Below are 11848 nucleotides of genomic sequence, written 5' to 3'. Positions count from 1 at the left end.
CTTGACCGTCGGAGCGCCCGCGCTTCAATGCACCCCACCTTGATCGAGCGAGCCAGCGGAGCGCGACGACGTTGAACCGGAACACCGGAATCCTGGCCGTCGCCGCCATCCTCGCCGTCGGTGTCTCGGGCTGCACCGGGTTCTCCTACCTGTCGAAGAACTACGCCTCCGTGGGCGCCCAGGTGGTGACCATCGGCTGCAACGATCCCTATACGGTCTACGACCAGCGCCGCGTGAGCAAGATGCTGGTCGTCTCCGATGGCGTGCGCGAGATCACGGGCTGCGGCATCGACGAGCGCTACGACGGGCAGGGCGGCCCGGCCGCCACGCGTGCCAAGCGCCTGCGCGAGGCGGCGCGCACTTTCCTCGATGAGACCGCTCGGGATTATTGCAAGATCACCGGGGAATCCGTCTTCACCGACCTGCAGACCGAGTTCACCTACGTCTGCACCCCCGCGCCCGAAGCGCGCGGCCTGAAGGTGCCGAGACTGTCGGGACGCTGATCCGGAACGAGCGCTGGCGCGTCAGTTTCCCTCGGCGGAGGAGGGACGCGGAAAGGTCCGCTCCGCCGCGTCTCCCGAGGCCGCGAGCAAGGCACGGGCGAGGTTGCGCGCCTCGCGCCTGTCGAGGGCGAGAATGGCGGTGAAGGGGGCTCCGGACAGGTCCGCGAGGCCGAGTTCGAGCCGAACTCCGTCCGGCAATGCGGCGACGGCGAGGCTCCAATCCCGTTCCTGCTGCCCGTTCATTGACCCATCTCCCGTTCGGCTTGGTGCACCGGCCGGAAGATGGACGCCATCTTCCGAAACGAGCCGATGCCGCAGGCGCCGAACCGCGCATGGAATGACCGATTGCGGCCTGCGAGGCCAGAGCGGAAGCGCGTGTCGCTCAACTCTCTCGGCTCCGGAGATTGACGGGCGGCGGCGGAACGGTGTTTGTCCGCCCGCGAAACGGCCCGACTACCGGTCCGACAGCCAACTTTCGAGTGAGGGAAACGCCGACATGTCAGAGATCTGGTTCCGCACGGGCGAGGCCACCGTGCTCGCCGCCGATGGCCAGTTTACCGACGCGATGCCGGAGGTGCTGATCGGCTCCACCCGCGGCCCCGTGGGCCACGCCTTCGCCGGCATGCTCGGCCAGGTCCAGGGGCACACCCGCATGTTCGTCGTGCGCGACCTCAACCAGCTCGTGCGTCCGTCCACGATGATGACCACCAAGGTCACGATCCACACCGCGGAATATGCCGAGCTTCTCGGCGGCGTGGTCCAGGCGGCGACCGGCGATGCCATCATCGACTGCGTGATCGAGGGCATCCTGCCGAAGGACGGCCTCGAGGAGCTCTGCATGATCATCACGATCTGGCTCGACGAGCGCTGCGGCAAGGACGAGAACCTCGACCGCAAGGACCTCTACCGCACCAATTACGAGGCGACGAAACTCGCCATCGCCCGCGCCATGAAGGGCGAGCCGACGATCGACGAGCTCATCGCCAACCGCAAGACCGTGAAGCACTACGCGCTCGAGGACATCATCGAGTATTGAGGTCGGCCTCCGACCGGGGCGGTTCCTCCCGCTCCGGTCACCCCGGCGGAATGCGGCCCACCGAGCAGAGGGTTCGGATGGAGCCCGATGGATCGGTGTAGCAGCTCGCCGACCATCCGTTCTGCTGGATGAACGACTTCCGGCGCTCGCGCAGCGAGGTCTCGTAGGCCTTGCCGATTGCGCTCTGGACGGTGCCGGCCGTCTCACCGATCGCGGCCGCGCCGGCAATCGACAGATCCTGGAAGTAGACCGCCGAAGGGGTGGGATCGCTCGAGGCCGCCTGGACGATCGGCTCGGCCCGGCAGGTCAGATCGATCTTCGTACTGTTCGGGATCTTGAGATCGATGCTCGGCCCCTGCCGCCGTCCGACCTTCGCACCGAGCTCCGCCGCGATCCGAGCCGCCAGGGCGTCGCATTCGTCGGCACGGGCCGCCGCCGATGCGGAGAGGATCACGGCCGCCAGAATCAATCGAAGCATGGTTTCGCCCTGCGCCGTTCCCGCCCCTGCGTCGGCATCTCCACGGACCGATGCGTCAGGCCGGCACCGGTGTCAAAGCCCTCGGCTGCATCTCGTCCTTGCCGGCGCCACCGCGCGGATGCGCGCCCGACGCTTCGCGCAGGGAGGCCACGGTCTCGTCGGAATTCTCGGCGACGAGTTCGCGGCGCCGTTCCGCCGTCGGCATCGGCATGCGCACCATGATGATGGTGCCGAGGCCTTCCTCCGAGCGGATGCGGAGTGCGCCGCCATGAAGTTCCGCCATCGAGCGCGCGATGGCGAGACCGAGGCCGGAGCCCTTGTGGGTCCGGGTCAGGTTGGTCTCCACCTGCTGGAACGGCGAGCCGAGGCGGCGCAAAGCCGCCTTCGGAATGCCGATCCCGGTATCCTCGATGAAGATATGGACCTGATCGCCCGACGGACGCGCCTTGACAACGATGCGTCCATCCCCGCCCGGCGTGAACTTCACCGCATTCTGAAGCAGGTTCAGCAGGATCTGGTGCAGGGCTCGCCCATCGGCCAGCAGGGTGAGGTCGGCCACCGTGTCGACGTCGATGGTCAGCGACTTCGCGCGGGCCGCCTCCGTCACAAGCTTGAGCGCCCCCTGGATCGCGCCGTCGAGGGGAATCTCCCGGAGAGCGAGGCGAACGCTGTGTGATTCGATGCGCGACATGTCGAGGATGTCGTCGATGACCGAGAGCAGGTAGTCGCCGCTGGTGCGGATATCACGGCAATATTCGGTGTAGCGCGAGGAACCGAGGGCGCCGTAGACCCCGCTCTCCATCAGTTCGGCGAAGCCCATGATGGCGTTGAGCGGCGTGCGCAGCTCGTGGCTCATGGTGGCGAGGAATTCCGATTTCGCCTGGTTGGCGGTCTCGGCCTGGGCCTTCTGGTCGAGGTAGCGCTCGGCGAGATCCGCGAGCTGCTGGGTCTGCAGTTCCAGGGTCCGGCGCGAGCGCTTGAGATCCTTGACCGTTTCGATCAGCTCGCGCTCCGAGGCGACGAGCTGCTCCTGCTGGCGCTTGAGGTTGGTGATGTCGGTGCCCACCGAGACGTAACCGCCATCCTTGGTCCGCCGCTCGCTGATCTGGAGCCAGCGGCCATCGGTGAGCTCGGCTTCGAAGGTTCGTGCCGTGGCCGACGAGGCCTCGATCTCGCGCAACTCGCGGCGGACCGGAGGCAGGACGCCACGGCCCATGATCTCGTGGTAGCGCTTGCCCGGCGTCGCGTCGTCGGGGCTCAGCGCGTGGAGGTGGCGGAACTTCGAATTGCACAGGACGAGACGGTTGCTCGTGTCCCACAGGACGAAGGCTTCCGAGATCGCTTCCACCGCGTCGCGCAGGCGCATGTCGGCGGTGGCGTTGGATTCGGCGAGTTGGCGTTGTTCGGTGACGTCGAGGGCGATGCCGACGAGGTGGCGGCCGCCGTCGATCTGGTCGGGCACGATCTCGGCGCGGGTGCGCAGCCAGATCCAGCCGCCATTGGCGCCGCGCATGCGGAACTCGTGATCGACGGTGGATTGGCTCGCGGCCAGTTGGCGGGCCAGGGCGTAGAGGTCGCCGTCGTCGGGGTGGACCAGGGCGTTGACGTCGCCGAAGGACAGGAACTCCCGCTCGCGGCGATAGCCGAGCAGCGCGTACATCGAATCCGACCAGTAGATCCGTCCGCGGGGGATATCCCAGTCCCACAATCCGCAGCGACCGCGGCCGAGCGCCGTGTCGAGCCGCTGCTTGATCTGCTCGCAGAGCCTGTCCACCGCATAGGCGCGCTGGGTCTGAAGGGCGTAGGCGATGCCGATGCCGATGATGACGAGGGCGGCGGCGGCGTAAAGCACCGCCTGGTTCCGCATCCGCGTGGTCCAGGCGTCCAGAACAGGACCGATGGGCTGGATCACCGCGATCTGACCGCGCCCCTGGGGAAGCGTCCGCAGGGCCGAGAAGGCGGGCTCGCCGTTGGCGAGGGTCAGGGCCATCACGCCGGCGCGTTCGCCGAGCGTGCTGAGAGCCTGCATCTCGCCGATCCGGTCCGTCAGGGTTCCACTCGAATCCGTCAGTGCCGGATGGGCGCCGAGAATGGCCTCGGAGGCGGAGGTGACGAGGATCTGCCGTCCGGCCGGCATCATTGAGACGGGAAGCAGCATCTCCAGGCGCGAGCGAATGGCGGGCGAGGTCGACTCGACATCCGACAGAGCTGCCGTGACGAGCCGCGTGAAGGTCTCGATCTCGGTGACGGTGTCGCGCAGGATCTCGTTGCGCTCGCTGCGCAGCTGGAGCGCTGCGCCGGCCGCGAGGCAGACGAGGAAGGTCGCCAGGAAGGCGGGCACCGCATAGCGGAGCCAGATCTCGGCACGGACGAAGCGGGCATGAGCCGCGGTTTGAGGGCGGTGAATACCGAGGATCGTGTCCGCACGTGCGGAGAGGGAAGCGGAATCCGCCTCCAGCATGACAAGTCTCCGCAGCTGCCGGTGAGTCGCTTGGAAACGTGTTGGTGAGTCACGCTTCGAATCGTATTCAGTTCAGCATTTCCACAGGTAACTTGTCCACGGAATTCTTAACCATATCCTTGACTCTCGGCTCAGTGTGGCAACCGAATCGAGAGAATCGGTGGATTCAATTTATCCATCCCTGGCAGTAGGTTAGCCGGTTCCGAGAGTCCGTCCGAGGATGTCGGCCACATCGCGCGAAAGCCCCGGCGCGGATACAATTTCGCCAAGCGTGGCTTTGGCTTGCGCCTGCCGCCCGGGTTCCAGCATCCGCCATGAACCGAAGGCGGTGAGAAGCCGCGCGGCGAGCTGCGGATTCGTTCCGTCGATCATCCGAACCGCGTCCGCCATCAGCCTGAAACCCGCGCCGTCGGGTCGGGCGAACTGAGTCGGGTTCGCCATGCCGAACGTGCCGATGAGGGCACGCACCCGGTTCGGGTTGGTCATCGCGAAGGCCGGGTGATCCTGAAGCCTGCCGACGCGCGAGATCGTGCCCTCCTCGGGGATCAGCGCCTGGATGGCGAACCACTTGTCGAGGACGAGCGGTTCGGCCGCATAGCGGGTGCCGAAGGCATGGAGCGCGTCCTCCCTCGCTTCGCCCGGGATCGCGGCCAGGGCCGAGAGGGCGGCGAGGCGGTCGGTCATGTTGGTGGAATCGGTGAATTGAGCGGCCGCGAGTTCGGCGCCTCGCCCTTCATCCGCCGCCGCGATCAGGTCGAGGGCAGCGTTGCGCAGGGCGCGGCGGCCGGCGGAGGCCGCGTCGGGGCTGAATGCCGCGTCCGGCCCGTCGGCCATGGCCGTGTGAAGGGCCTCCAGGCGCGATCCGAGCCCCCGCCCGACCTGGCGCCGCAGGGTTCGCCTCGCCGAGTGGATCGCATCGGGGTCGATATTGCGGCCGATCTCGTTGGCGACGTCGCCTTCGCTCGGCAATCCGAGGACGAGGGCGGCGAAGGCCGGGTCGCTCAGAGCTTCGGCATCGAGGAAAGTGGACAGGGCCGCGATGAAGGCCTCGGCATCCGGCCCCGTGCCATCCGCCGATGGGGCCTCCGCCTTCGTCCGCTCGACGATCAGGCGCATGGCGATGCTCTGGCCGGCCTGCCAGCGCGTGAAGGCGTCGGTGTCGTGCGCCAGCAGCGTCAGGCGTTCGGCATCGCTCGAGGCCATCTCGATCCGCACCGGGGCGGAGAATCCCCGGAACAGCGACGGGACCGGTCGCGCGTCGACGTCGGTGAAGACGATCTCGTCCGAAGGCCGATCGAGCACGAAGACGCCTTCGACCACGCGCTCGCAGGACGCGGCGATGGGGCCGTCCTCGCCGACGAGGCCGAGGGCGATCGGGACGGCGAGGGGAGGGCCGTCCTCCGCGCCCGGCAGGCGCTGGCGGAAGCACAGGCGGTAGGTCCGCGCCGAGGAATCGTAATGCCCCTCGACCCCGATGACCGTCGTCCCCGGCCGCTCGTACCATTGCGCCAGGGCCGAGAGGTCGCGGCCGGTCTCGGTCGCGAAGGCGGCGAGGAAATCCTCCACCGTCGCCGCGCGCCCGTCATTGTCGGAGAAATAGCGGTCCATGCCGGCACGGAAGGCCGCCGGGCCGATCAGCGTGCGCAGCATCCGCACGATCTCCGCGCCCTTCTCGTAGACGGTGGCCGTGTAGAAGTTGTTGATCTCGGCATAGACCTTAGGCCGCACCGGATGGGCCAGCGGCCCGGCATCCTCCGGAAACTGGCGGGCGCGGAGCGTCCTGACCTCGCCGATGCGATGGACCGCGCGCGAGCGCATGTCGGAGGAGAATTCCTGGTCGCGGAAGACCGTGAGGCCTTCCTTCAGGCAGAGCTGGAACCAGTCGCGGCAGGTGACGCGGTTGCCCGACCAGTTGTGAAAATACTCGTGGGCGATGATCCTCTCGACGGCCGCGTAATCCGCGTCGGTGGCGGTTTCGGGCGAGGCGAGGACGTACTTGTCGTTGAAGATGTTGAGGCCCTTGTTCTCCATGGCGCCCATGTTGAAGTCGGACACCGCCACGACGTTGAAGACGTCGAGGTCGTAGGCGCGGCCGAACGCCTCCTCGTCCCAGGTCATCGAGCGGGCGATGGCGTCGAGGGCATAGCCCGCCCGGTCCGCCTTGCCCGGCTCCACGTAGACGGCGAGGGTGACGGCGCGGCCGTCCACGGTGGTGAAGTCGCGCGAGACCCGGTCGAGCCGTCCGCCGACCAGGGCGAAGAGATAAGCGGGCTTCGGGTGGGGGTCGTCCCAGACCGCGTAGTGACGGCCGGGGCCGGCGGGGCCGGATTCTCTCAGGTTGCCGTTGCCGAGAAGGACCGGCGCCTCGGCCGCGTCGGCCTCGATCCGGGTCGTGTAGACCGCCATCACATCGGGCCGGTCGAGGAAGTAGGTGATCCGGCGGAAGCCGTCCGCCTCGCACTGGGTGCAGTAGACGCCGCTCGACCGGTACAAGCCCATGAGCTTGGTGTTGGCGGTGGGGTCGATCCGGGTCTCGATCGTCAGCGTGAAGGGGGCTTGCGGGGGCGCGTGCAGCGTCAGCGCCGATGCGCTCGCGGAATAGGCCGCCTCGTCGAGGACCGTGCCGTCGAGGGTGAGCCCCACCAGCACGAGGTCGTCGCCATCGAGCACCAGGGGAGCGTTCGGGCGTCCCGCCGGGTTGGGGCGCAAAGCCAGGGTGGCGACGACCCGCGTCTCGCGGGGGTGGAGGCGCATGTCGAGCTCCACCGTGTCGATGAGGTAGTCGCTCGGCCGGTAATCCTCGAGACGGATCAGGATCGGGGTTTCGGTGCGCATGCGGTCTGTCCCGATCGGTGAGGAGGAGGAGGGCGGCCCCGCATTCCCGGACCGCTCGGCTTTGCGCCTTCAGAAGCGGAGCGGTTCGACGGCGTGGAAGGCCTCGCGGCGTTGACGCCCGGCATAGCCGGGCCACATAGGCGGCATCAACCGGAGAACGGAACAACCATGGAATACCTTCACACGATGGTCCGCGTGGCGGATCTGGACAAGGCGCTCGCCTTCTACGTCGACACGTTCGGCCTGCAGGAGACGCGCCGGATCGACAACGAGAAGGGTCGTTTCACCCTGGTCTTCCTCGCCGCACCCGGCGATTACGACACCGCCAAGGAGACCAAGGCGCCCCAGATCGAGCTGACCTACAACTGGGACCCGGAGACCTATTCGGGCGGGCGCAATTTCGGCCATCTCGCCTATCAGGTGGACGATATCTACGCGTTCTGCGCGCGGCTTCAGGACAAGGGCGTGACCATCAACCGGCCGCCGCGCGACGGCTACATGGCCTTCGTGAAGTCGCCCGACGGCATTTCCATCGAGATCCTGCAGAAGGGCGAGGCGAAGCCGCCGCAGGAGCCCTGGGCTTCCATGGAGAATACCGGCTCCTGGTAGGTCCGCCCGACGATGCGGGGCGCGGCATCGCGCGCCCCGCTCGATATCCGCCTGCGAGGGCTCCTCGCTGGGCGGCCGATTCCGCGGCGGCCTACTCGCCGCCGACGTCGCTGACCGGCGTGATGCCGAGTTCGGCGAGCTTGGCCGAGACGATGTCGATCGGCCGTTTGAGCTTCAGGCTGATGATGGAGACCGGCACGCGCTCGCGCGCCAGCGTCCGGAGTTCCTGAACGTTCTCGAGCGTCCAGGCAAAATCCGTGATGGCCATGGTCATCTCCTCACGTTGGCGGAGGCGGCCTTTCGGGCGCGACCTCCCTCCGGGGAGCTAGGGCCGCCCGGAGGGCCGAACAAGCCGATGAACAAAATCACGGCGTGGCGCCTCGATGGGCATGGCGCTCCTTGACCTTCCGCCCGATGGCGGCGCACATCCGCACCGGATCAGTCGGCCGGGCGGCCGCTCCGGTGAGAACCGGGGAGGAAAGTCCGGGCTCCATGGAGAGACGGTGCCGGATAACGTCCGGCGGGGGCGACCCCAGGGACAGTGCCACAGAGAGCAGACCGCCCCGCGCGAGGTCTTCGGACCTCATCGGGGTAAGGGTGAAAGGGTGCGGTAAGAGCGCACCGCGGACGCGGCAACGCGGACGGCACGGCAAACCCCACCGGGAGCAAAACCGAATAGGGGCGACACGCTTCTTCCCGAAAGGGCAGGGGCAGGCCCTCTCTCCAGGCTCGTCGCCCGGGTTGGTTGCTCGAGGCGTTCGGTAACGATCGTCCCAGAGGAATGGCCGCCACGTCCGGGAGTTCGCTCCCGGGCCCTACAGAACCCGGCTTAAAGGCCGGCTGATCCGCTCCTTGTCCGAACCTGTCTCGCGTCGCCCATGCGATGGCGCGAAGACGTTGGGGTTCCGAACCGAACGGGTGTGATACCTCCGACCGGAGACAGGCGCGGTCCAGGGGAGTTTCGAATGCCATCATACCCGGCGATCGAGCCCTTCGATTGTGGCCTGTTGGCGACCGCGGACGGCCAGGACATCTACTGGGAAACATCGGGCAATCCGCACGGTACGCCAGCGCTCTACCTCCACGGAGGACCGGGAAGCGGCCTGGGTCCTGGCGGCTATCGACGCCATTTCGACCCTGAGCGTTATCTGATCGTCGGAATCGACCAGCGCGGTTGTGGCCGGAGTCGCCCGCGCGCCTGCGAAGCGCTCGATACGCTGGGGTCGAACACCACGCAGGCGCTGATCGTCGATATCGAAGCGATCAGACGGCATCTCGGGATCGAGACGTGGGTGGTCACGGGCGTCTCGTGGGGAACCACTCTGGCTTTGGCCTATGCCCAGGCTCATTCCGGAAGGGTTTCGGCCCTGATCCTCGTGGCGGTGACGACCACCAGCCGCAGGGAGGTGGATTGGATCACCGAAGGCGTGGGCTGCGTCTTTCCGGAGGCTTGGGACGCTTTCGCGCGGAGCGCCGAAGCGGAGGCCGGAGAACGGATCGTCGAAGCCTACGCGCGTCGACTGCGATACGACGTGCGCGAGGATCGCCTCCGTGCTTCGCGAGCCTGGAATACCTGGGAGACGGTACACGTTTCGCTCGATCCTCTTCGCTCTGCGATCGCCGACGCAGCGATTCCCTCCGGGCATTCGGACGAAAGTCTGAATTTCGCGACTCTCGTGGCCCATTACTGGGCGCAGGATGCGTTCCTGTCCGGCGCGGATATCATTCTCCGGCGGATCCCATCGATCGTCCATATCCCCGTCCACCTCATCCATGGGCGGCACGATATCAGCGGGCCCGCCGTGACCGCGTGGCGACTTCATCGGAATTGGCCGGCGAGCCGTCTTTCCATCGTCGAGTCCGAAGGGCATGGCGGGCCGGTCTGCATGGAACACATGCGTCTCGCTCTCGATCACCATGCGGATCGGTCGGGGGCTCGGCGCTCCCCGGCGATGTAGGCGGAACCTTTGACTGACCCTGCTTCAGCGCACAGATTACGAGTGAAAACTTACCGTCGGTTAACCTTGCTGAGGTCTGATCGCTGTCGGCGGCTCCCATCCGGGTCCTCGCGTTGACGGTGCTCAGAGGCTCATGTTACCCGGAATCACTTCGTCAGCGGCGATTTTGGGAACGGCGGACGCGCTGCGCGATCGCCGGGGGCCGAGAGCGGGCCGCGTCCGCGACGTCTCTTCCTGCCTTGCCGTTCCGTCTCTTCCGGCCGCCTCGGAGCGGTCGATGCCCGCCGCAGGGACGCATGCGCCACATCCATTTTCCCGTCGCCGCCCGGCGTCCGAGATTCGCTTCTCCCAGATCCGCGTGGCTTCGGCCCGCCCCGTTCCGGGCCGTCGATCGGGTCTCGGCATGACGATCCGCGGTCGCGACGTTCCCGGCGCTTCGCCCGAGGCAGCGCCCCACATCCCCGTTCTCCTGGCGGAGGTCGTGGAATCCCTGGCGCTCGGCGATGCGTCCCTGGCCGTCGACGGAACCTTCGGTGCGGGTGGCTATACGAGCGCGATGCTGCGGGCCGAACCCGGCCTGCACGTGCTCGCCATCGACCGCGATCCCAACGCCATCGCCGGCGGTGCGAGCCTCGTGGCCGCGTCCGAGGGTCGCCTGACCCTGGTCTCCGGCCGCTTCGGCACTCTCGATACCCTCGTGCGCGATCAGGGCGCCGAATCGGCCGATGCCGTGGTCCTCGATATCGGCGTCTCCTCGATGCAGATCGACCAGGCCGATCGCGGCTTCTCCTTCCGCAACGACGGCCCCCTCGACATGCGCATGGAGCGCGCCGGCCAAAGCGCCGCCGATCTCGTCAACGGCGCCGAGGAGGCGACGCTCGCCGACATCATCTTCCATTACGGCGAGGAGCGCCGCTCGCGGGCGGTGGCGCGCGCCATCATCGAAGCGAGGCGGAAAGGTCGGATCGAGACCACGGCGGCCCTGGCCGAGATCGTGTCGAGCGTCGTCTGGGCGGATCCCGCCAGCGGCATCCATCCGGCGACGCGGACCTTCCAGGGCCTGCGCATCGCCGTGAACGACGAACTCGGCGAACTCGTCCAGGCCCTGCATGCCGCCGAGCGGATCCTGCGTCCCGGCGGGCGCCTCGCGGTGGTCACCTTCCATTCGCTCGAAGACCGCATCGTCAAGCAGTTCTTCTCGGCACGCAGCGGACGGGCCGCCCAGGCGTCGCGCCACATGCCGAGCGCCGACGCGCCGACGCCGCGCAGCTTCGCCATGGTGACCAAGGGACCGGTGACCGCCTCCGATTCCGAGGTCCATGCCAATCCGCGCTCGCGGTCGGCCAAGCTCCGGGCCGCCGAGCGCACCCATGCGCCCGTCGCGCCGCCGCTGGCCGCCATCGAAGCGCTTGCCGCACTGCCGGACCAGCGCGGTCACCTCGTCTCGAAGAGCGGTGGAGTGCGGCGGTGATCCGTTTGCTGAACGTCGTCGCCATCCTCGGCCTGATCGGATCGGCGATCTACGCCTACTCGATCAAGTACGACACGCTGTATCAGGCCGGTCAGGTCTCGAAGGCCAAGAGCCAGCTCCACAAGGAGCGGCAGGCCATCGCGGTCCTGCGTGCCGAGTGGCAGCTCCTGACCCGTCCCGACCGGCTTCAGGCGGCGGTGGAACGCCATCTCGCCCTCGAGCCGATCGGCGTGAACCATCTCGGCCGTCTCGCCGACCTGCCGGTGCGTCCCGACCGGGGCGACGAGATCGGCCGCCTGCTGGCCGCCACCGCGACGCCCAAGGAAAAGTCGTCCGCGAAGAATGCGGACGAGCCCCGGACGACGGGGTCGATCACCCCGCGCACGACGACCACCAAGCCGGCGACGATGGCGAAGCCCACGACGACCGCTTCGACGACGACGACTAAGACGACCACCGTCCAAACCACCAGAACGCCGAATACGGTTTCGAGGTAG

Annotated in this window: 11 protein-coding genes and 1 other RNA gene; 7 read left to right on the top strand and 5 right to left on the bottom strand. The window is 67.6% G+C overall.

The window, feature by feature from the left end; genetic code table 11:
* Positions 1-71: 71 nt before the first annotated feature.
* Positions 72-503 carry a hypothetical protein gene (locus A3OK_RS0113985; protein WP_019905510.1) on the top strand — a complete coding sequence of 144 codons (432 nt, stop codon included), beginning with the start codon at positions 72-74 and terminating at the stop codon, positions 501-503.
* 21 nt (positions 504-524) lie between these two features.
* On the opposite strand, the gene A3OK_RS0113980 is transcribed toward A3OK_RS0113985, so the two are convergent.
* Positions 525-746 carry a hypothetical protein gene (locus tag A3OK_RS0113980; protein WP_019905509.1) on the bottom strand — a complete coding sequence of 74 codons (222 nt, stop codon included), beginning with the start codon at positions 744-746 and terminating at the stop codon, positions 525-527.
* 253 nt (positions 747-999) lie between these two features.
* On the opposite strand from A3OK_RS0113980, the gene fae reads away from it, so the two are divergent.
* Positions 1000-1539 carry a formaldehyde-activating enzyme gene (fae, locus tag A3OK_RS0113970; RefSeq protein ID WP_019905507.1) on the top strand — a complete coding sequence of 180 codons (540 nt, stop codon included), beginning with the start codon at positions 1000-1002 and terminating at the stop codon, positions 1537-1539.
* A 37-nt stretch (positions 1540-1576) separates the two neighbouring features.
* Here fae and A3OK_RS0113965 read toward each other — a convergent pair whose 3' ends face one another.
* The 3 genes from A3OK_RS0113965 to pepN all read right to left on the bottom strand — a co-directional run bounded on the left by A3OK_RS0113965 (position 1577) and on the right by pepN (position 7313).
* Positions 1577-2017, bottom strand: a complete 441-nt coding sequence (locus tag A3OK_RS0113965) for a hypothetical protein (RefSeq protein ID WP_026597268.1) — start codon at positions 2015-2017, stop codon at positions 1577-1579.
* Positions 2018-2072: 55 nt separating this feature from the next.
* Positions 2073-4478 carry an ATP-binding protein gene (locus A3OK_RS0113960; RefSeq protein WP_019905505.1) on the bottom strand — a complete coding sequence of 802 codons (2406 nt, stop codon included), beginning with the start codon at positions 4476-4478 and terminating at the stop codon, positions 2073-2075.
* Between the two features lie 192 nt (positions 4479-4670).
* The gene (pepN, locus tag A3OK_RS0113955) at positions 4671-7313 is read right to left on the bottom strand and encodes an aminopeptidase N (RefSeq protein ID WP_019905504.1); all 2643 of its coding nucleotides are present in this window, start codon (positions 7311-7313) and stop codon (positions 4671-4673) included.
* A gap of 168 nt (positions 7314-7481) precedes the next feature.
* Between pepN and A3OK_RS0113950 the strand changes: the two genes are divergently transcribed.
* Positions 7482-7922, top strand: a complete 441-nt coding sequence (locus A3OK_RS0113950; RefSeq protein WP_019905503.1) for a VOC family protein — start codon at positions 7482-7484, stop codon at positions 7920-7922.
* Between the two features lie 91 nt (positions 7923-8013).
* Here A3OK_RS0113950 and A3OK_RS24345 read toward each other — a convergent pair whose 3' ends face one another.
* A complete protein-coding gene (locus A3OK_RS24345; protein WP_196805439.1) occupies positions 8014-8190 on the bottom strand; it encodes a hypothetical protein in 177 nt (58 codons plus the stop codon).
* 170 nt (positions 8191-8360) lie between these two features.
* Here A3OK_RS24345 and rnpB point away from each other — a divergent pair.
* The 4 genes from rnpB to A3OK_RS0113930 all read left to right on the top strand — a co-directional run bounded on the left by rnpB (position 8361) and on the right by A3OK_RS0113930 (position 11848).
* An RNA gene (gene rnpB / locus A3OK_RS23400) (RNase P RNA component class A) lies at positions 8361-8770 on the top strand.
* A 117-nt stretch (positions 8771-8887) separates the two neighbouring features.
* Positions 8888-9880, top strand: a complete 993-nt coding sequence (pip, locus tag A3OK_RS0113940) for a prolyl aminopeptidase (protein ID WP_019905501.1) — start codon at positions 8888-8890, stop codon at positions 9878-9880.
* Positions 9881-10283: 403 nt separating this feature from the next.
* Positions 10284-11351 carry a 16S rRNA (cytosine(1402)-N(4))-methyltransferase RsmH gene (gene rsmH / locus A3OK_RS0113935; protein ID WP_019905500.1) on the top strand — a complete coding sequence of 356 codons (1068 nt, stop codon included), beginning with the start codon at positions 10284-10286 and terminating at the stop codon, positions 11349-11351.
* A complete protein-coding gene (locus A3OK_RS0113930; RefSeq protein WP_019905499.1) occupies positions 11348-11848 on the top strand; it encodes a hypothetical protein in 501 nt (166 codons plus the stop codon). The genes rsmH and A3OK_RS0113930 overlap by 4 nt, the downstream gene beginning before the upstream one ends.

It is taken from the genome of Methylobacterium sp. 77, from assembly GCF_000372825.1.
Taxonomy (GTDB): domain Bacteria; phylum Pseudomonadota; class Alphaproteobacteria; order Rhizobiales; family Beijerinckiaceae; genus Methylobacterium.
This window is presented reverse-complemented; position numbering and strand designations above follow the sequence as displayed.

Coding starts and splice junctions, on each gene's coding strand:
- A3OK_RS0113980 (WP_019905509.1), bottom strand. CDS start 746: ATGAACGGGCAGCAGGAACGGGATTGGAGCCTCGCCGTCGCCGCATTG.
- fae (WP_019905507.1), top strand. CDS start 1,000: ATGTCAGAGATCTGGTTCCGCACGGGCGAGGCCACCGTGCTCGCCGCC.
- A3OK_RS0113965 (WP_026597268.1), bottom strand. CDS start 2,017: ATGCTTCGATTGATTCTGGCGGCCGTGATCCTCTCCGCATCGGCGGCG.
- A3OK_RS0113960 (WP_019905505.1), bottom strand. CDS start 4,478: ATGCTGGAGGCGGATTCCGCTTCCCTCTCCGCACGTGCGGACACGATC.
- pepN (WP_019905504.1), bottom strand. CDS start 7,313: ATGCGCACCGAAACCCCGATCCTGATCCGTCTCGAGGATTACCGGCCG.
- A3OK_RS0113950 (WP_019905503.1), top strand. CDS start 7,482: ATGGAATACCTTCACACGATGGTCCGCGTGGCGGATCTGGACAAGGCG.
- A3OK_RS24345 (WP_196805439.1), bottom strand. CDS start 8,190: ATGGCCATCACGGATTTTGCCTGGACGCTCGAGAACGTTCAGGAACTC.
- pip (WP_019905501.1), top strand. CDS start 8,888: ATGCCATCATACCCGGCGATCGAGCCCTTCGATTGTGGCCTGTTGGCG.
- rsmH (WP_019905500.1), top strand. CDS start 10,284: ATGACGATCCGCGGTCGCGACGTTCCCGGCGCTTCGCCCGAGGCAGCG.